This window comes from Nonomuraea sp. NPDC050556, assembly GCF_044457355.1.
Classification (GTDB): Bacteria; Actinomycetota; Actinomycetes; order Streptosporangiales; family Streptosporangiaceae; genus Nonomuraea.
In genome coordinates, this window is sequence record NZ_JBITGU010000006.1 from 287659 (window position 1) to 307188 (window position 19530).

The window sequence follows — 19530 nt, forward strand, 5'->3', positions numbered from 1 at the left end:
CAGTTTGGCGGCTGACCCCGTCTTAGTCGTGTGCTTGACCCCTTCGAGCAGTTCGTGATGGAGCGCGGCGACGCGCTGCTCCGGTACGGCTACGTGCTCACCGGCAACCCGCACGACGCGGCCGACCTCGTCCAGGAGTCCCTGGTACGGCTGCGCGGCGCGTGGGGCAGGGTGCGGCGCAAAGGCGACCCGGAGAGTTACGTCCGCACCACGATGACCAGGCTGCACGTCAACGCCTGGCGGGCGCGGTTACGCGAGTACGTGACCGGCAGCCCGCCCGACCGCGCGCACACTGACGCCTACGACGAGGGCTCTCCCCTGTGGGACGCGGTGGCTTTGTTGCCGCGCAAGCAGCGGGCCGTCCTCGTGCTGCGTTACCACGAGCAGTTGAGCGACGCGGAGATCGCGGCGCTGATGGGGATCTCCCGGGGGACCGTACGCAGCCAGGCGGCGCGCGCCCTCGACAAGCTCCGCGCCGACCTACCGGAGGTGAGGTTCGCATGACGTACTTGGAAGAGTCGCTGGCCGCCGAGTTCAGGCGGGCCTCGGACCGCGCCCCCTCTCCCTCCCCCGACCTCCGCGCGCGCGTCGAGACCGGCTACCGCAGGCGCAGGAACCGGCGGGTCGCGCTCGCCGCCGCCGTCACGGTGGCCGCGATCGCGGCGGGCACCTCCTTCGCGCTGTCTCCCAGGCCTGTCGAACGGGTCGCCACGCCCAAGGCGGTGCGACCGATGAGCGGGCCGATCGAGAAGGTGTGGCCGGAGGCGCTGCACACGATCGACGCCAAGCTTCCCAACGGCCGGTTCTTCCAGCCCGAGCTGTTCCTCGACGCCAACACCGTGCTGGTGCGCGAGCTCCGTCCCCAGCCTGGGGACATCTGGTCGATCGACCTGCGCACCAACGCGGCCAAGCTGCTGGTCCGGGTCACTCCCCCGCCGGGCCACCTGATCTTCCGCGCCGCTCCGGCGGTGGGCGACGGTCAGCTGGCCTGGTACACCGTGGGCAAGGGGCGGATGGAGATCTGGGCGGCTCCCCTCGCGGGCGGGGAGGCGCACCGGGTCACCTCCCAGGCGGGATCCACCGTGCGCATGGACATCGCCGACGGCCACGTGCTCTGGTCGCGAGGAGGTGCGCCCGGCGTCTTCCGCGCGCCGCTGACCGGTGGCACGCCAGAACTGATCCCGGGTACGGCCAAGCAGTGGCTCGCGTCGTGGCCCTGGGCCGGATCGCCGAGCCCCACGACGCCCGATGCCTTCCGGCACCTGGTCAACCTGTCCACCGGCGAGAAGCTGGAGGCGAAGGGCGGATACTGCGACGTCGTCTGGTGCAGGACCGACAAGATCGGCGGGATGGCGAAGCGCGACGGATCCCCCCAGCGCACACCGCCCGGGGTGATCCCCGAGTTCCCGCCCGCCCTCGACAGGTTCGCGACCGTCGTCCTCCTCGCCAAGGACGGCATCCAGACCACCGGTCAGGTGCTCTACGACCTCAAGACCGGCAGGACGGGCGACCTCGGCTACCGGGTGAAGAACGGGAGGATCGAGACAGCCCGGATGCTCGCCGGGCGCAACGGGCTGTTCAGCTTCACCAGCCAGGGCAAGGTGGTGCTCGTCGACCTGAAGGCCATCGCTAGTGGGAGCTGACCTTCTTGTACTTCTGGACCGCCCAGAAGAGGCAGACCGCCGTGATCCCGAGACACCAGCACAGTGACTGGACCAGGGGCGTGGCGATCGGCCCTCCGGCGAACATCCCGCGGAGCGCGTTGATCGTCACCGTCACCGGCTGGTTGTTGGCGAACGGCTGGATCCAGCTCGGCATCGTCTCCACAGGGACGAACGCGCTCGACACGAACGTCAGCGGGAACAACCACACCATCCCCGCCATGTTCGCCGCCTCCACCGACTTCACGCTGAGCCCGATCAGCGCGCCGATCGTGGAGAACGCGAACGAGAACAGCAGCAGCAACCCGATGCCGCCCAGCGCGGGCAGGAACCCGTTGGAGAACCGGAACCCCACGACGTAACCCACGATGATCATGATGATGAGGATGAGCAGGCTGCGCACGGTGTCGGCCAGCAACCTTCCGACGAGGACGGCCGCGCGCGACATCGGCAGCGCGCGGAACCGGTCGACGAGCCCCTTGTGCAGGTCCTCCGCCAGGCCCACGCAGGTGGACGTGGTGGAGAAGGCCATGGTCTGCACGAAGATGCCGGGCATCATGTAGTTGATGTAGTTCTCGCCCGGCACCTTGATCGCGTTCCCGAAGACGATCGAGAACAGCAGGATGAAGATGATGGGCTGGATGATGGTGAAGAAGAGCAGCTCGGGGATCCGCGGGATGTGGATCAGGTGCCGCTTGGTGATCACCAGGCTGTCGGAGACGAGCCAGCTGCTCATGTCTTCCTCCCGGTCAGGGACAGGAACACCTCGTCGAGCGTGGGCCTGCGCAGGGCCAGGTCGCTCGGCTCGATGTGGTCGGCGTCGAGCCTTCTGACCAGCTCCACCAGCGAGCGCGCGCCGTCGCTGACCGCGACGGTGACCGCGTGGGCCTCCTCGTCGATCTCCGGCTCGCCCACGCCGACGGCGGCCGCGATGCCCGCGAGCTCCTTGAGCCTGTCGCGCTCCTTGACGGCCACGACCATGCGCTCGCCGCCTACCTGGGACTTGAGCGCGTCCGCCGTGCCCTCGGCGATCACCCGGCCGTGGTCGATGATGATGATGTTGTCGGCCAGGGCGTCGGCCTCTTCGAGGTACTGGGTGGTGAGGAGCAGGGTGGCGCCCTCGTCGACGAGGTCCCTGATGACGTCCCACATGCCGTTGCGGCTGCGCGGGTCGAGGCCGGTGGTGGGCTCGTCCAGGAAGATCACCCTCGGGCTGACGACGAGGGAGGCGGCGAGGTCGAGCCGCCTGCGCATGCCTCCCGAGTACGTCTTCGCCGGTCTGTCGGCCGCGTCGGTGAGGTTGAAGCGGTCGAGGAGCTCTTCTGCTCTGGCTCGGGCTCTGGCCTTCTTCATGTGGTAGAGGCGGCCGAACATGTCGAGGTTCTCGCGGCCGGTGAGCTGCTCGTCCACGGCGGCGTACTGCCCGGAGAGCCCGATGACCTCGCGGACAGCGTCGGGATCCTTGATGACGTCGATCCCGGCGATGTGCGCGTTGCCCGCATCGGGCCTGAGCAGCGTGCACAGGATCCTGACCGTCGTGGTCTTTCCCGCACCGTTGGGCCCGAGAACACCCAGCACGGTTCCCGGCTCTACGGACAGGCTCACCCCGTTGAGCGCCTGCACCTTGCCGAAGTGCTTGACCAGGCCTTCCGCCTGGATGATCGGTTCCCCCACCCCGTGGGACATGCCCCGATATATCCGCACATCTAACCCAACCCACCCCCATAACCCCTTTGCCCGCCCCTCCCACACGAACGACCTCCTCCCAAGAGGACCTCCAGGAATCTCACAAAGGACGTCCAGGAGGGTCCCGAGGAGGTGTCGAGGTCCCGAGGAGGTGTCGAGGGGAAGGCCCGGCGGCCTCGCTGCTCGGGGAGGGCCGCCGGGCCTTTGGGGAGAGGGTCAGCCGCTGGTGGACGTGCCCTCGTTGGTCGACAGGGTCGGCTCGCCGCCACCCGACTCCTCGTGGGTGGAGGGGCCCTGGTCCCCACCCTTCGCGGGAACCGGAAGGGCTGTCGGCTCGCAGGCGGAGACCGGGCCCGACACGACCTCGATCGACGTCGCGAACGGGCCGTCGGACGACTCGTTGCCCGAGACGGCCAGGACCAGGGTCTCGCCCGCCCCGACCATCCCCTTCGTGATCGAGAACGTGGCGCCCTTGGCGTTCGCCGACATCCCGACCGTGGACTTCTCCCCGTTGCCCTTGCCCCGCGCACCCCTGCCCGGCTTGCAGGTCTGACCGGCGGGCACGTAGTCGACGACCGCGTCGACCCCCTTCTCCCTCAGCGCAGCCGCCAGCCCGGACGCGTCCGTCAGGCTGTTGATCTGCACCTCGATCGTCCCGTCACCGCCCTTGGTGACGGCGAACGCCGGAGTGTTGGCCCCGCCGTACAGCAAGGCCACCACGGTGGTGGCCGCGGCGACCCCTGTCACCGCTGCGGCCAGCCCCACGACCCGGCGGCTGCGCCGTACGGGCTCCAGGGCGACCGGAGCTGGCGCGGGCGCCATGATGTCTTCCTTGAGTGCACTGAGCAGACGATCTTCGAAGTTGCTCATACCTGTCCCTCCACGTACTCGGCGGATGGTGAGGCGACGTTCTCAAGAGCACGTCTCGCCCTGTGCAGCCGGACTCGTGCGGTCACCTGCCTGATGCCCAGTGCGGCCGCTGCCTCCGTGACGGTGAGCTGGTCGATCGCCACGAGCTCCAGCACGGCCCGCTCGCCCTCGGGCAGGCCCGCCATCGCTTCGAGAGCGCGCCGCATCTGGCGCTCGGCGTCGATCCGCTCTTCCATCCGGCTGAGATCGTTGTCGTCCATCATGCGGCGGCCGGCGATGCGGCTGGTTGCCCGCATCTCCCGCGCCGACTGCCTGAACTGGGCTGACACGACGTTGCGCGCCACACCGTACAGCCATGCGATCTCGCTGCCCCGCCCTGGGCGGTAGGTATGAGCCGAGTCCAAAACCGCCACGAAGATATCGGCCGTCAAATCGGCCGCCAGATGGGGATCATTCACCCGGCGTACGACAAACCGCAGTACTGCATCGACGTGGCGGCGATAAAAGGCCTCAAAGGCCACGGGGTCCTCGTTGAGGCGCACTGGCCTCTCTCCCTTCCGTCGCTCACCTGTACCCCTTCTTGGACCGAGGACCGGAAAGCGTTTCAGCCGGAGTACACGTCGCCCAGATAGTAGGTCTTGGGGTCGACGTCGCCCTTGAGCTTGCCGAAGGACGTGAAGAGCCTGTTCATCGACGCCAGCCAGCCGACCACGGTGCCGTCGGCGGTCTTGGCGTCCAGCTCGGCCGTGGTCATCAGCTTGACGTTGGCCGCCTCGGAGGCGAGCTTGTCCGCGGGGACCTTGAGGAACGCCGCCGTGGTGGCCACGGCCGCCTTGGTGTCGGCGGCGCGCAGGTCGTTGGCCTCGCGCAGCACCTTGACCACCTTCCTGGCCATCTCCGGGTCGACCTCGTTGCGCGCGACGAAGGCGGAGGGGAACGTGGTCTCGGGGTAGAAGTCCTCGTTCTTGGCCAGCTCCACCAGGTCGGGCACCTGCTTCTTGATCGTGTCGATCAGCGGGTACCAGAGTCCAGCCGCGTCGATCTGCTTGTTGGCGAACGCGGTGACGATGGTCGGCGGGTCCATGACGACCTTCTGCACGTCGTCGATGGTGAGCCCCTGCCTGGCCAGCGCCAGCCGCAGGATCATGTCGCCCGAGGTGCCTTCCGGCACGCCGACCTTGAGCCCTTTCAGCGACGTGACGCCCTTCTGGGCGATGACGCGGTCGGCCTGGGCGATCGAGTTCACCGCGACGATCTTGGCTTTGCCGGACGGCGGCAGCCACAGGGCGCCGGGACCGACGTAGCCGAAGTCGAGGTTGCCCGCGCCGAGCGCCTGGACCTGCAGCGGGCCGTTGGTGAACACCTTGGGCTCGGCGGTGAGCCCGTTCTTGGCCCACAGCCCCTTCTCCTGGGCGATCGCCATGAGGCTGGCGCCGTTGAAGTCCGCGATATAGCCAAATTTCACGGTTTCGCCGGAGGAGGAGCAGGCGGACAGGCAGAGCACGAGGACGAGGAGGATGCGTTTCATGGGGGGTGTGTCCAATCACTGGTGATAGACGGCGTGCCATACCTGGTTGCGGATCGCGGCGAACTCGGGCGACAGCCGGATCTCCTCGGTCCTCGGATAGGGCAGGTCCACCTCGATGACCTGCTGGATACGGCCGGGGCGGGCCGCCATGACGACGACCCTGCGGGCGAGGTAGACGGCCTCGTCCACGTCGTGCGTGATGAACATGACCGTCCTGCGGTCGCTGCTCCAGGTCCTGAGCAGCTGGTCCTGCAACTGCACCCGGGTCAGCGCGTCGAGGGCGCCGAAGGGCTCGTCCATGAGCAGGATCTTGGGGTCGACCGCGTACGCCCTGGCGATCGCGCAGCGCTGCTTCATCCCGCCGGACAGCGTCTTGGGCAGCGCGTCGGCGAAGTCGGACAGGCCGACCAGGTCGATGTAGTGCTCGGCGACCTCCCTGCGCCGCGCCCTGGGCATTCCCGCCAGGCGCAGGCCGAACTCCACGTTGCCGCGCACGGTCAGCCACGGGAACAACGCGTACTGCTGGAAGATCACCCCGCGGTCCGGGCCAGGCCCGTGTACCTCCTCGCCGTCCACGGCGACCCGCCCGGACGTGGGCGAGACGAGCCCTGCCGCGATGTTCATCAGCGTGCTCTTGCCGCACCCCGAGGGGCCGACGACGGTGACGAACTCCTCGATGTCCAGCGAGACCCGGTCGAGGGCGGTGAACGTGCCGCCCTGGAGCGGGAAGCTCTGCGACACCTGCTGGAATGAGATCTTCATCGCCGCTCCTGCCATCCGGTCAGCTTCCGCTCGGCCAGGAGCAGCAGCCTGTCCATCACCAGGCCGAGCACGCCGATCGTGATCAGCGCGACGAAGATCGTCGGAAGGTCGTAGTAGATCTGCGCCTGCTGCATGCGGAAGCCGAGCCCCTGCTGGGCCGCGATCAGCTCGGCTGCGACGAGCGTGGCCCAGGCGGACCCGAGGCCGATGCGCATGCCGACGAGGATGAACGGCGCCGAGGCCGGGACCACGACCCTGGCGAAGACGACGCGGTCACGGGCGCCGAGCACCCTGGCGGCGTTGATCAGCGTGGCGTCGGTGCTGACCACCCCCTGGAAGGTGGAGATCACGCAGCTCAGGAACGCGGCGAGGAAGATGACGAAGATCTTCGGGGTCTCGTCGATGCCGAGCAGCACCACGGCGAGCGGGATGATCGCCAGGGGCGGGATGGTGCGGAAGAACTGCACGTAGGGCTCGATGAGGCCCCTGGCCGTGCCGTACCAGCCCATCAGGAAGCCGACGGGGACGGCGGCAGCCGACCCGAGCAGGAACCCGATCATGACGCGCCGCAGGCTCGCCAGGACGTCGGTGAGCAGGGTGCCGTCGGCGATCAGCTCCCCACCGCGGACCAGGACCTCCATGGGCCCCGGCAGCCCCTGCACACCGGCCGCCGCCAGCCCGGACCACGCGCCGACCCCCAGCACCACCGCGACGGCCCCGAGCACCGTCGCGGGAACCTTCGGCGCGGTACGGCGGGCCGGCGCGGCCGGGCGGCGGGCGGTGATGGTCATGTCAGCTCACCGGCACGCGCGCGAGCCGCAGCTCGTGCGCGCCGTCGGCCCGGGTGAGCTCGTAGTAGAGCCACCACTCTCCGTCCTCGACCAGCGCGTCCACGTAACGCACCGAGCCCGTGCCCCACGGCGAGGTCACCCACGGGGTGTCGCCCGACAGGCGCTTCCAGGTGAACAGGTCGCCCGAGACGGCGATCCCACAACGTTCCTCATAGTTCTCCTCAGCCGAGGACGAACCATCATAGAAGCCGACATATCCGCCCTTAACTGGCACGATGCTGTTGAGGCGGGCCTGGTAGCTGTCCCACGTGGAGCCGACCGGCAGGACCTCGCCCTGCCAGGTGAAGTCGCGCCCGTTGAGGCTCGTCGCGACGCCGGTCGGGCAGGTGGTCACGCCCACGTTGTAGATGTCGGCCGTGCCGTGCGCGTCGGGCGCGGCGAACGCGCCCGCTGCGGCGAAGCTGGCGAACAGATAGGTGACCGGCCCGGACCGGAACACGTAGGGGTCCTTGACGCCCTCGGTCCCGGTGGAGGCGGCGGTCAGGACGGGCGTGCACCGTGCCAGGTCGAAGCCCTCGATCGTGGCCGACTCGATGGCGTCGACGCGCCACCGGTTGTCCACGGGGTCCACGTACGACAGGTAGAGCCGGTAGCCGCCCTCGAAGGGCACGACGCTGAAGCGCTCCATGGACGGGGTGCCGAGCTCGCGCTTCTCCACCGACCACACGTCGGTGAACTTCTCCCCGTCGTCGCTGACGGCGATCGCGCAGCGCCAGCCGCGCTCCTGGTCGGCGCCGCGTGGACGGCGCTCGCGGTAGGTGAGCACGAAGCGGTCCGCCTCGCGCAGCACGCCCGCGCAACCGGCCCAGTAGCCGGGCTCGGCGAGTTCCGGGGTCAGGATGAGCGTGCCCTGGGTGGGGTCGAAGGGGAGCAAATGCGTTCCTTTCAGAGGTAGAAGAACCGGTCGAGAGCGACCGCCGCTCCCCCGGCCACGCCCGCGTCCATGCCGAGGCTGGAGCGGTCGAGGTGGACGGAGTCGCGGAGGACGGGGAAGGTCTTGTCGCGCAGCGCGCCGCGGATGCGGTCGAGCAGCGCGTCAGGCGCGTCGCAGAAGATGCCGCCGAGCCTGATGTGTTCCGGGTTGAGCAGGTTGACCGCTGCGGCCAGCCCGGTGCTGAGGTAGTCGACGAGCTCGTCGCGCACCTCGGGGTGGTCGTCGAGCGCCGCCATGATCGGGGCGCCGACCTTGGCCGCCAGGTAGGGCTCGGAGACCACGGTCTCCAGGCAGCCGGTGCTCCCGCAGGCGCATTTGCGCCCCCGCTCGACCACCCGGAGGTGGCCGAGCTCGGTCACGCCGTACACGCCCGGCTGGAACGGCCGGCCGTTGAGCACGACGCCCGCGCCGAGACCGGTGCGTACGTGCACGTAGAGCAGGTTGCGCTCGCGGCAGCCGTACCGCGCCTCGGCCAGGGCCATGGCGCGGACGTTGTGGTCGACCACGGTCGCCAGCCCGAGCGCGCCCTCCAGCAGGTCGGCGAAGCGCACGTCGTGCCAGCCGGCGTTGACCGACAGCAGGTTGACGCGGTGGTCGGGGTCGACGGGGCCCGGCGCGGCCACGCCGATGCCCAGCACCCGCTCCACGCCGGACTCCTTGACGAGCTCGTCGATCGCGCCGGCCAGCCGGTCGAGCATCGGGTCCACCGGGGCGTCGGCGGCGAACTCGAACCCGCTCGTCCACCCGGCCCTGCCGAGCAGGTCGCAGAGCCCGATCTGCACCGCGCCCACCCCGACCTGGACGCCGACCACCCACGCTGAGCCGGGCACGAGCGCCACGTCGGTGGCAGGCCGGCCGATCCTGGGTTCCGGCGAGTCGGTCACCGAGCGCTCGGCGAGGTTACCCTCCTCGATGAGCTGGGCGACGACCTTGGTCATCGTGGTGGCCGACAGGCCGGTACGGCGGGCCAGCTCGGCCCTGGGCAGCGGCCCCTCGTCGCGGAGGAGCCGCAGCACCAGTCCGCGGTTGTGGGCGCGGAGGTCCTGAGCAGTGGCTGGGACTTTGTTCGTCATGGTGAGAAACTTAGTCAGTCCTTCAAAGTCCCGCATTTGACCTGTGCCTGGAGGCACGTCCTCACCCGCTCCTTCAACGTCTTGGGGTCCCAGGCGTTGAGGAAGTCCATGTGCGCGGTGTAGATGCCCGCCTCCTTGCCGGGCGCCGTCGACAGCGTGAGCGTGCCGAGGTCGCCGTTGATCGGGTAGTGGATGTGGGTGATCATGCGCGGGAGGTCCACTGGGTAGCCCCTGGGGCAGCCGTCGGCCGTCCGGTAGGCGACGTTGCGCTGGCTGCGCCCGGCGAGCGTGTGGCCGTCCCAGCATTCGGGGAAGCGGAAGTTGATCTGGAACTCGGTGTTCGCCGGGCACGCCTTCGGCGCCTCGCGCTGCGGGCCGCTGATCGCCTCGTCGCCCCTGGCGCAGCTGAACCACACGGTCCAGTCGTCGTGCGGAGTGGTGCCCGCCTTGTCGCCGACGAGCATCTGCAGGCCCACCGGGAACGGTTCGACGTGCTTGGCGGTCTCTTCGGTGCTCTGGTAGTAGATCTTGGTCTTGACCGGCACGACCTGCTTGCCGTTCCGGTAGAGGGACGGCGCCCAGTAGGCGGAGGGGTCGTGCTTCGACGTGCAGGTGGTGCCGGTGCCGAGCAGGTCGGGGCCCTGGGAGGTGGCGGAGACGCGGGTGGCGCCGAAGAAGTCGTGTTTCATCGACATACCGACGTGTCCGTACATGGCGATGGGGTCGATGTTGGCACTCTTGGCGTAGGCGCAGACGACGTTGAAGATGCCGGTCGCCTTGGGCGTCTCTCCGGACATCAGGAGGAGGCTCGCCGCTGCGAGGATGCGGATGATCACTGGATCTCCATGGCGAAGAGGTGCATGGTCGCCACCGGTCCCACCGGGGTGGGGGCGAGGGTCGGCAGGACCACGCCCGCGACCTCCTTGGCAGGGTCGAGCGGCACCTTGACGGTGCTCAGTCCGACGTCGCGCACGCACTTGGTGCCGTCGAGCGTGCCGCCCGCGCACAGCGGCTGGGCCGCGTTGACGTAGGGGAAGGTGACCTCGCCGCCGCGCCACCAGTCCGGCGCGCGCACCACGGTCTCCGCGCTGGAGCCGTCGGTGTACAGGACCGTGAACCGGCCTGCCGTACGTTCGCCGGTGCTGGTCACGAGCAGGTTGAGGGTGTTGCCCCGGCCGTTCAGCCTGACCGTCTGGCCGTAGGTGGCGACGTTGGCGGCCGCCCAGGTGTAGGTCGCGCCGCCGACCTCGACGCGGGCGCCGGGGGTGAACCCCTTGGCGGCCAGGGCCTGCGCGGACAGGGTGTGGCCACGTCCGTCGAGGTCGCCGGTGGTCACAGCGGCGTCGTCGGTGACCCCCGCGTTGTTTCTGGCCGCGTTCAGGTCCGGGTACGGCACGCGCACGGTCGCGGTCGTCCTGCTGGTCGCCTTGGCGAACCTCAGCGTGGCGGTGAGCTTGTAGTCGCCCGGGGGCGTCGCGGGCATTCCGATGCGCCATTCGACCGGGGCGCTCTGTCCTGCCGCGATGGTCGCGGGCAGCCGCCCGCCGGTGACCGTCCACCCCTCGGGTACGGCGAGCGTCGCCTTGGGGGTGTTCAGGGCCAGCGTGCCGTCGTTCACCACGGTTCCGCGCACCACGGTCGCGCCCAGGGCGGGGGCCTGGAGCTCCACGCGGGGCGCGCCCTGGGTGACCCGCACCTTGACCTTGGCGGTGAGCTTGGGCGTGATGGCCGAGTCCGCCACCTCGACCGTGAAGTCACCCTGCGGGATGCGCCACTGGTCGGCCTTGGGCTCGTAGACGGCGAACGCCTGCTGGTCGAGCGCGATCGTCACGCGCTTGGACTCGCCCGGCGCCAGCCGTACCTTCTGGAACCCCTTGAGCTGCCGCTGCACGTACACCTGCGGGACGGCTTCGCCGTACCTGGCGCCGGTGTTCTTGACGGTGAACGAGGCGGTCACGGCCGCGCGCCCGTCGAAGCCGCCGTGGTCGGCAGCAGCCCCGGCCACGAAGGCCGAGCGGTCCAGGGCGAGGCCCTCGTAGGAGAAGGACGTGTAGGACAGGCCGTGGCCGAAGGCGTAGAGCGGGTTCTCGACGCCGCGGTAGCCGACCTTCATGCCCTCGCCGTAGACCGCGAGGCGGTCGATGCCGGGGAAACGTTCCTTGGCCGCGGTCTGCAGGTCCTCGTGCGACCTGGGGAAGGTGATCGGGAGGTGACCGCCGGGGTCGACGTCGCCGAAGAGCACGCGGGCGAGGGCTGCGCCGCCCGCGCTTCCGCCGTACCACGCCTCGACGATCGCGGGGACCTGGTCGGCCCACGGCATGGCGACCGCGCTGCCGGTGGTGAGGACGACGATCGTGTTGGGCTGCGCCTTGGCCACGGCGGCGACCAGCGCGTCCTGGCTGTTGGGGAGGGCGAGGGTGGTGCGGTCGGTGGCCTCGCTGGCGTAGTCGCGGACGACGACGATGGCGACCTCGGCGTCCTTGGCGGTCTGCGCTGCCTGGGCGATGGCAGGGTCCTGCGCCTCTGCTGGAGGCTGCCAGCCGAGTTTGAGCTTGCGGCTGACGTCGACGAAGTCGTTGTCCTGCGCGATCACATAGTCGATCTTGATGGGTAGGGGTTGTCCGGCTTTGAGTACGGCATTTCCCGATTTAGGGGTAGCTGGGTGGGTTCCTGAGTTGTCGATGATCTTTTCGTTGTTGATGAAGAGCTGGGCCGAGTCGAAGCTGGACAGGTCGAAGCTGTAGGTGCCGTCGGCCGGGGCGGTGATCGTACCGGTCCACCTGGCGGAGCGCGGCTTGCCCGGCGGCTTGAGGATCACCGTGCCGCCGTCGGCGTACCAGCCGTCGTCGATGCAGACGCACGGCTCGACCCGCTGGGCGATGCGGTTGGTGAAGTCGGGTTCGCGGTAGTAGGAGGCGGTCAGGCCTGGGGTGCCGTCGTTGGCACGCATGACCGAGGAGGGGGCGACGTCGTAGCCGGGGAGGACGCTCGCCGGGCCGATCGGGTCCACCCCTGGCGCGTACGTCGTGCCGGGGACCCGCTGCCTGATCGCGTCGAGGATGGTGTCCTTGACGGCCGGCTTGATGTTGGCGCTGCCGCCGCCGTACGTCGCCGTGTTCGCCGCGTCCGCGCCGATCACCGCGACCTTCTGGGGGGTTTTGAGGGGGAGGGCGTTGTTCTGGTTGCGCAGCAGGACGATGCCGTCCTCGGCGAGCTCCTGGGCCTTGGCCAGCCCGTCCTGGACGTCCACCCCGGTGCGCTCCGGCGGGTTGTCGTAGACGCCGCTCTTGACCATCGTGCGCAGGATCCTGGTGACCGCGGTGTCGACGGCCCGCTCGCTCACCTGGCCGTCGCGCACCGCCTTGACCAGGTCGTCGTCGAGCGTCCAGCTGTTGGGGAGCTCCTGGTCGAGGCCGTGTTCCACGGATTTCATGGTGTGGTGGGCGTTGGCGTCGGTCCTGACGAAGCCCTTGAAGCCCCAGCGGTCGCGCAGGAGGCGGTTGAGGAGGTCGTCGTCGTCGCAGGCGTGGACGCCGTTGATCTTGTTGAAGGAGCACATGAGGCTGCCGAGGTCCGTCTTCATGACGACGTCCTTGAAGTGCGGCAGGTAGAGCTCGTTCAGCACTCGCTCGTCGATGGAGACGTCGAGGGTCTCGCGGTCGTTCTCGACGTTGTTGACCGCGAGGTGCTTGGCGTCGGCGATGACGTCGTGCGCCTGGATGGCGGTCGTCTGCGGTACGGCGAGCGTTCCGATGAGGAAGGGATCCTCCCCGAACCCCTCGAAGGTCCGCCCATGCCGTGGGTCCCGGGCGAGGTTCACGGTAGGCGCGAGCAGCACCCCGTACCCCATGGCCCGGGTCTCCGCTCCCAGCAGATCCCCGTACTTTCTGGCTGCCTCGACATCGAACGAGGCTCCCAGGGCGATGGGCGCGGGAAGCTGGGTCCCGCCGCGGAGGCCGGTGGAGCCGTCGGCCATGGTCAGGTCGGGGATGCCGAGCCGTTCGATCCCTTTGACATGGACCTGCCAGGTCTGATCCCCGACGACCTTGCGGCCGGAGGCGTGCAGCATGGCCGCTTTTTCTTCGAGCGTCATTTGCGCGAGGAGGGCTGCGGCGCGCTGATCGGGATCGAGGGTGGACGCTTGGGCGGCGACCGGGTGAAGCGCTAACGCCAGGAGTGCACCAACCACTAACAACCTCACCGGGAACCTCCGCGTGATGTGAGTTTGTTTCTGAGGTTGAGAAACTAACCCACCCACCCCCACCCCCACAACCCCAACCTCGCAACCCACCTCCCCACCCACCAACCTCGCAACCCACCTCCCCACCCACCAACCTCGCAACCCACCTCCCCACCCACCAACCTCGCAACCCACCTCCCCACCCATCAACCTCGCTCCCACCTCCCCACCTTCCGAACCTCGTAGCCCGCCTGCCCGCCCTCCGCCCGCCCCCGGTCCTGCTGTGGCTGGCGACCTCTGGCAGTTCCCGTCCGCGCAGCGACGGTCTCAACAAACCGCTACACACGGCGCCGGTCAGAGATCAGGATCGTCTGCGCCGCTCCAGTCGCCCACTGCCACCACCGAGGCATGCCCACCCGACGTCGCCCCCGCACGCTCGGCCTTCAGTCAGGCGTAGGTCGGTTACGGCGACAGCGCAAGCACCACGTGCGGGCGGAAACTGCCAGAGGTGGCCAGCCACAGCGGGACCGGGGGCGGGCGGGTGGGCGGGCGGAGGGTGGGCAGGCGGGTTGCGGCGTGGGAGGTTGGGAAGCGGAGTCGCGGGGTGGGATGGGCGGGAGGCGGGGTTGGGAGGGGTGGAGAGGCGGGGCTGTGGAGGGGTGTGGGGTTGGGGGTGGGGAAAGGGGGGAAGGGTTGGGTGTTTGGGTTAAATGTTGCGAATGCTTCGTTTAACGTAATACGTTCGTGACCATGACGGCACTCGAGCGGCGCTACAGGCGGCTACTGCTGGCCTACCCGCGCACCTATCGATCGGCCCACGGTGATGAGCTGATCGATCTCCTGCTGGATACCGCACCCCCCGCCCGCACCCTTCCCGAGCCCCGCGAGGCGGCCGGGCTGATCATCGGGGGCCTGGCATTACGCGCCAAGAGTGCCACCCAGGGCAGCCCCTGGACCGATGGGCTTCATCTGGGACTCACCGGGCTCATGGCGGCCAACCTGGCCGCACTTCTCCCCTATGCGCGGGCCGTTCCCGTCTGGACAGCCATGTGCGCCCTCGCGCTGCTTGCCGTCATGCGGGGTAAAGCGCTGCTCGCGCTTCCGCTGGTGCTGCTCACCGGAGCCAAGGCGGTCTCGATCGCCCACGGAGGGCAGCTGTTCGAGGCGACCCTCCTGCCGGTCGATCCCACCTTCCTGACCGACAAGGCCCTGTACGGCGACGCCGGGACGATCGTCGTCATGACCACCTACGCGCTCACCGCCTTCGGCCTCCTGGCGCTGGCGATCCGCGGCAACACCCGGCGGACGAGGTCGTGGTGGTGGCTGGTCACCGTACCCATCGCCGCCTGGCAGGGCCCCGCCTGGCTGTCCGAGGACAGCTTCTACACCCCCAGCCTCAGCAAGCTGGCCCTGGAGCTCTCCCTTCTCGCGCTCGCCGTCTGGGCCGGGCACCAGACCCGCGACCCGCGCTGGGGCCTGGGCGCCGCCATCTACCTCCTGGTCACCTCGGCGGCCGTCGGCCAGCACGCGACGGAGCTCACCCAGCAACATCTCGCCTACTGGGGCCTGCTCGTCCTGATGACCGCGGCCACCGCCCTCGCCCCGTACGGCTACCGCCGCCGCGCTCTCCGTTGAGCGTACTACATTCAACGGAGTATATGAGTGCCGAAGAGACTGGCGATAGCCGCCCTGGCCTTGCTCACCGCCTGCGCAGCCCCCGCCCAACCCCCCGCACAGCAGCAAAAAGGCAGGGCGCAGCAGATGGAGTCCGTCAAGGCCGACTGCATGAAGCGCAAGGGCTTCAAGTACGTCGCCTACGTGGCCCCCATGCGGATCAACGACACCGAAGACGACAAACGCCGCCGCGCAGGCGACTACCAAGCGATGTTGAAATTTCGGCAGAAACGGGGGTTCGGGGTCTTCGACAAGTTCGTGTATCCCGAGCTCGACAAATCCTCGCTGTTCCCCGCAAACCCCAACGACAAGATCATGGCCAGGCTCTCCGACGACCAGGCCGACGCCTACCTCAACGCCAAGGATGCCTGCTTCACCCTGGCGGCCAAGCAGGTCCTCGGCAAGACGGTGAGGTCCGAGGCCGACTACCTCCAGCAGATGAACAGGCGCGGCGAGCAGTTGGAGGCCGGAAGGCTCGACACCGACCCCCTCCTGATCGAGCTCGCCGCGAGGACCGCAGACTGCCTCAGGGCCAAGGGCTACTCCATCGCCAGGTCCAACCCCAGCTCACTCCCCTACCGCGGCCTGTTCGCCTTCCTCAAGGAACGCAACGCCATCGGCAGGAGCCAGCAGAAGGAGCCCAGGAACAACGAGCTGTCGTACCGGCCGTCGCTCACCCCGAAGGAGGCCAGGCCGTACCTCGACAGGGAGATCGCGGCGGCGCTCGACGACCTGGAGTGCGGCACGGACTTCTACGCCGCCTACAACCCCAGGGGCGTGGAGATCGACAGGCAGATCGACGAAGAGTTCGGGATGAGCTCCGATTAGTTGCAATGCTCCGTTGAACGAAATACCGTCTGAGGTATGCCCAGGGGTACCTCCGAAGTAAGCGAGCCGATGTACTTCGTGCTCACCGCCCTCCTAGACGGCCCCATGCACGGGCACGCGATCATGAAGGAGATCGGCGACCTCTCGGCCGGTCGGGTCAAGCCGTCGGTCGGCACGCTCTACGGCATCCTGGAGCGCCTGAGCGACCGCGGCGTGATCATGGTCGACCGCGAAGAGATCGTCAACGGCCGCAGCCGACGCTACTTCCGCATCACCGCGGAGGGCCACGCGCTGGTCGAGGCGGAGGCCAAGCGCATGCACGAGGCCGCGTCCCTGGTCATGAGGCGCTCCCTGGGCACAAGCTCCGCATGACGCCGCTGGAGCGGCGCTATCGCCGCATCATGCTCGCCTACCCGCTCCCCTACCGCAGGGCGCACGGTGACGAGCTGCTCGACGTGCTGATCGAGTCCGCGGAACCGGACCGCAGGCTCCCCGACCCCAGGGAGGCGGCCGGGCTGATCGTCGGCGGGCTGCGCGCGCGTGCCCTCGCGGCCACGGAAGGCAACCCGTGGTGGGACGGCCTGCACCTGGGCGTCACCGCGATCGCCGCGGCCAACCTGGCGGGCTTCCTGCCCTACGCGAACTCCCTGCCGGTCTGGACGCTCCTGTCCGCGCTGGCGCTGCTGGCCGTCATGCGCGGGATGCCGCTCGTGGCGCTACCGTTCATCCTCGTCACGGGCGCCAAGGCGGTCGCCGTCGCGAGCGGCGCCCAGCTGTTCGACCTGACGCTGATCCCGGTCTTTCCCGGCTTCCTCACCGGCGAGGCCCTCTTCTCGACCAGCAGTCCAGGAGCCGTCACCATCATGTACGGCCTGGCCGCCTGCTGCCTGCTCGCCCTGGCCGCCAGGAGGGCACGACCACGCACCCGGTCGTGGTGGTGGCTCGCCGCCGTCCCGATCGCCGCCTGGGCGGGACCCGCCTGGATGGACGAGAGCGTCCCCTTCCCGCCGAGCCTGCCCAGGACCGCGCTCGAACTGGCCGTCCTGGGCGTCGCCGTCTGGCTGGGCCGCGAGGCGAACGACCCGCGCTGGGGGTTCGGCGCCGCCCTCTACCTGGCCGCCGTCACCGTCTCTCTGGGCCAGCACCTCGACGCGCTGGCGCGGCCCCACTTCGCCTACTGGGGCCTGCTGGCGTTCCTGACGGTCCTGGCCGCGGCCATGCCGTACGGTCACCGCCGCCGTGCCCTTCATTGACCATACTTCGTTCCACGTAGTATCGTTGGCGACATGCCAACGAGAACCTTGGCGTGTCTGGCGCTTGCCGTACTGACCGGTTGCTCAGCCACGCCTGCCGCGGTCGGGACACCCCCCGCCAAGCAGGACAAGCGTCACCAGATCGAGGCCGCTCAGGCCGACTGCATGAAGCAGAAGGGGTTCAGATATGTCCCCTACGTGCATAAGAATGATCTCCCCGAGCAGCGCAGGAAGGCCTTCGCCGGCGACTACGCCGCCATGAAGGCCGAGCGCACCAAGTACGGCTTCTTCGTCTTCGCCGCGTTCGTCTACCCCAAGGAGATGAACAGCCCGGCCGTGAAGCCCGACAACCCGGACATCGACCCCAACTGGGCGATCCTCAACGCGCTCTCCCCCGCGCAGCGCAAGGCCTACCAGAACGCCTCCACCACCTGCGAGCTCGACGCCATCGCCAAGGTCACCGGCAAGCGGGTCACCTCGCTGCAGGACTGGACCACGCAGATGGACGACGCGATCAAGGCCAGGACCGAGCGCGAGCTGGACGGCGACCCCACGATCGTCGACCTGGCCGCCACCATGGCCGACTGCCTCAAGGCGAAGGGCTACCGGATCGACTCGAACAAGCCCACGGCCATGGCGGACCGGGGACGCGTGGCGTTCGAGGCACAGAAGACCGAGATCGCCAAGAACGACGACATCCCCGACACCGGGCTGGCGAAGGGGCAGTACTTCGAGCCCACCAACCTCACCCCCGACGAGGCCAGGAAGTACCTGAACAAGGAGGTCAAAGCGGCGCTCGAAGACCTGGAGTGCGGCAAGGACTTCTACGCCGCCTACCTGCCGAAGTCCGACGAGATCGAGCGGCAGGCCAGTGCGGAGTTCGGCATGCTTGTTTGACCATACTTCGCATGGCGAAGTATGGTCGCCTCAGCCAAACAGAGGAGATTCGTGCCATGAAGACGCCCTTGACGATACTTCGCATATCGAAGTATTTTCTCGGCCATGACTAAGGGATCATCCGGGCTGAGCGAGCAGACCTATTTCGTGCTCGCCGCGCTTCTGGACGGCCCGCTCCACGGGCACGCGATCATCAAACGCGTCGTGGATCTGTCCCAGGGGAGGATCACCCTCGCCGTCGGCACCCTCTACGGGGCGCTCGACCGGCTCGCGACCAACGGGGTCATCGTCGTGGACCGGGAAGAGGTCGTGAACGGCCGCAAGCGCCGATATTTCAGGATCACCGATGAGGGCTCAGCCATGGTCCAGGCCGAGGCCCAGCGCATGCAGCAAGCCGCATCGGTGGTCACCAGACGCATCCTCGGAGCACTGTTCACATGACGACTCTCGAGCGGCGATACCGCTGGCTGTTACGGGCCTACCCGACCGGATACCGGTCCGACTACGGCGATGAGCTGCTCGACGTCCTGCTGGACACGGCCGAGCCGGGACGGGCCGTCCCCTCGCTCAGGGAGACGCTCGCGCTGCTGGCCGGCGGCTTACGCACCCGGATCACCCAGGCGGCACAGGGGCCCGCCTGGGCGGACGGAATCCACCTCGCGGTGACCGCGCTCTCCCTGTTCAACCTGGCGGTCCTCATCCCCTACGCCTCGACGATCCCGTTGTGGCTGGGGTTGTCGGCCGCCGGCTTCGTGCTCATCCTGCTCGGCCGGGTACGGCCGGCGCTCCCGGTGGTCGCGCTCACCGGGGTGAAGGTGGCCGCCGTCGCGCTGGCGCAGCCGTGGCTGGACCGGACGCTGCTGCCGGTCTTCCCCGACGACCTGTGGAGCTCCGGCCCCGCGCTGTACGGGAGCGGCGGTCCGATCGCCCCGATCACCTCCTACCTGCTCGTCCTCCTCGGCCTGCTGGCGCTGGCCATGCGGAGAGAGCCGCCACGTCGTCGTTCGTGGTGGTGGATCCTCGCTGTGCCGCTGGTCGCGGGCGCGGATCCAGCCTGGCTCGACATCGTCGGCGGCACTCCTAGCGCCGTGATGCGGGTCGGGCTGGAATCCGCCCTCCTGTGCGCGGCCGCGTACGCCGGTCATCTCACCGCCGACCTGCGCTGGGCCATCGCCGCGGGCATCTACCTGCTGCCGGCGTCAGCCGTGCTCGCGGAGAACATCGAGATGATCAGCCGCCAGGACCTGGCGCACGCCGGCCTGGTCATCGTGCTCACCATGGCCGCGGCCGCCGTGCCCCTCAGGGCGGGCAAGCGCGTCCTGCTCTGAGCCCA

At 68.9% G+C, this 19530-nt stretch carries 20 protein-coding genes; 9 read left to right on the forward strand and 11 right to left on the reverse strand.

Annotated features, from left to right (window positions below):
• The first annotated feature begins 30 nt into the window (after positions 1-30).
• Together ACIBG8_RS48130 and ACIBG8_RS48135 are read left to right on the forward strand one after the other, a co-directional pair.
• The gene (locus tag ACIBG8_RS48130; protein ID WP_397350044.1) at positions 31-504 is read left to right on the forward strand and encodes a SigE family RNA polymerase sigma factor; all 474 of its coding nucleotides are present in this window, start codon (positions 31-33) and stop codon (positions 502-504) included.
• Positions 501-1643, forward strand: coding sequence for a TolB family protein (locus ACIBG8_RS48135; RefSeq protein ID WP_397350045.1), 1143 nt, complete (start codon positions 501-503; stop codon positions 1641-1643). Before ACIBG8_RS48130 ends, ACIBG8_RS48135 begins: the two co-directional genes overlap by 4 nt.
• On the opposite strand, the gene ACIBG8_RS48140 is transcribed toward ACIBG8_RS48135, so the two are convergent.
• The 11 genes from ACIBG8_RS48140 to ACIBG8_RS48190 form a co-directional block, all read right to left on the reverse strand.
• Positions 1630-2397: an ABC transporter permease gene (locus ACIBG8_RS48140; protein WP_397350046.1), complete on the reverse strand. Its 768-nt coding sequence runs from the start codon at positions 2395-2397 to the stop codon at positions 1630-1632. The genes ACIBG8_RS48135 and ACIBG8_RS48140 overlap by 14 nt on opposite strands.
• A complete protein-coding gene (locus tag ACIBG8_RS48145; protein WP_397350047.1) occupies positions 2394-3347 on the reverse strand; it encodes an ATP-binding cassette domain-containing protein in 954 nt (317 codons plus the stop codon). The genes ACIBG8_RS48140 and ACIBG8_RS48145 overlap by 4 nt, the downstream gene beginning before the upstream one ends.
• 216 nt (positions 3348-3563) lie before the next feature.
• Entirely contained in the window at positions 3564-4217 is a 654-nt protein-coding gene (locus tag ACIBG8_RS48150; RefSeq protein ID WP_397350048.1) for a hypothetical protein, read from the reverse strand.
• Entirely contained in the window at positions 4214-4759 is a 546-nt protein-coding gene (locus tag ACIBG8_RS48155; protein ID WP_397350049.1) for an RNA polymerase sigma factor, read from the reverse strand. Before ACIBG8_RS48155 ends, ACIBG8_RS48150 begins: the two co-directional genes overlap by 4 nt.
• Positions 4760-4821: 62 nt before the next feature.
• Positions 4822-5745, reverse strand: coding sequence for an aliphatic sulfonate ABC transporter substrate-binding protein (locus ACIBG8_RS48160; RefSeq protein ID WP_397350050.1), 924 nt, complete (start codon positions 5743-5745; stop codon positions 4822-4824).
• A 15-nt stretch (positions 5746-5760) separates the two neighbouring features.
• A complete protein-coding gene (locus tag ACIBG8_RS48165; RefSeq protein WP_397350051.1) occupies positions 5761-6507 on the reverse strand; it encodes an ABC transporter ATP-binding protein in 747 nt (248 codons plus the stop codon).
• Entirely contained in the window at positions 6504-7298 is a 795-nt protein-coding gene (locus tag ACIBG8_RS48170) for an ABC transporter permease (protein ID WP_397350052.1), read from the reverse strand. Before ACIBG8_RS48170 ends, ACIBG8_RS48165 begins: the two co-directional genes overlap by 4 nt.
• A gap of 1 nt (position 7299) precedes the next feature.
• Complete coding sequence (locus ACIBG8_RS48175; RefSeq protein WP_397350053.1) at positions 7300-8232, reverse strand: hypothetical protein; 933 nt, start codon at positions 8230-8232, stop codon at positions 7300-7302.
• Between the two features lie 11 nt (positions 8233-8243).
• Positions 8244-9365 (reverse strand): ROK family protein, encoded by a 1122-nt coding sequence (locus tag ACIBG8_RS48180; RefSeq protein WP_397350054.1) that lies wholly within the window; start codon positions 9363-9365, stop codon positions 8244-8246.
• A gap of 14 nt (positions 9366-9379) precedes the next feature.
• A complete protein-coding gene (locus ACIBG8_RS48185; RefSeq protein WP_397350055.1) occupies positions 9380-10201 on the reverse strand; it encodes a DUF1996 domain-containing protein in 822 nt (273 codons plus the stop codon).
• Entirely contained in the window at positions 10198-13458 is a 3261-nt protein-coding gene (locus ACIBG8_RS48190; protein ID WP_397350056.1) for a glycoside hydrolase family 3 C-terminal domain-containing protein, read from the reverse strand. The genes ACIBG8_RS48185 and ACIBG8_RS48190 overlap by 4 nt, the downstream gene beginning before the upstream one ends.
• A gap of 837 nt (positions 13459-14295) precedes the next feature.
• Between ACIBG8_RS48190 and ACIBG8_RS48195 the strand changes: the two genes are divergently transcribed.
• From ACIBG8_RS48195 to ACIBG8_RS48225, 7 genes are all read left to right on the forward strand, one after another.
• Positions 14296-15180, forward strand: a complete 885-nt coding sequence (locus ACIBG8_RS48195) for a hypothetical protein (RefSeq protein ID WP_397350057.1) — start codon at positions 14296-14298, stop codon at positions 15178-15180.
• Between the two features lie 27 nt (positions 15181-15207).
• Positions 15208-16047 carry a hypothetical protein gene (locus tag ACIBG8_RS48200; RefSeq protein WP_397350059.1) on the forward strand — a complete coding sequence of 280 codons (840 nt, stop codon included), beginning with the start codon at positions 15208-15210 and terminating at the stop codon, positions 16045-16047.
• Positions 16048-16083: 36 nt separating this feature from the next.
• Positions 16084-16419, forward strand: a complete 336-nt coding sequence (locus ACIBG8_RS48205; RefSeq protein WP_397350060.1) for a PadR family transcriptional regulator — start codon at positions 16084-16086, stop codon at positions 16417-16419.
• Positions 16416-17300, forward strand: a complete 885-nt coding sequence (locus ACIBG8_RS48210; RefSeq protein ID WP_397350061.1) for a hypothetical protein — start codon at positions 16416-16418, stop codon at positions 17298-17300. The genes ACIBG8_RS48205 and ACIBG8_RS48210 overlap by 4 nt, the downstream gene beginning before the upstream one ends.
• A 33-nt stretch (positions 17301-17333) precedes the next feature.
• Entirely contained in the window at positions 17334-18197 is an 864-nt protein-coding gene (locus ACIBG8_RS48215; RefSeq protein WP_397350062.1) for a hypothetical protein, read from the forward strand.
• A gap of 105 nt (positions 18198-18302) precedes the next feature.
• Positions 18303-18638: a PadR family transcriptional regulator gene (locus ACIBG8_RS48220; protein ID WP_397350063.1), complete on the forward strand. Its 336-nt coding sequence runs from the start codon at positions 18303-18305 to the stop codon at positions 18636-18638.
• Entirely contained in the window at positions 18635-19525 is an 891-nt protein-coding gene (locus ACIBG8_RS48225; RefSeq protein WP_397350064.1) for a hypothetical protein, read from the forward strand. The genes ACIBG8_RS48220 and ACIBG8_RS48225 overlap by 4 nt, the downstream gene beginning before the upstream one ends.
• The last annotated feature ends 5 nt before the right edge of the window (positions 19526-19530 follow it).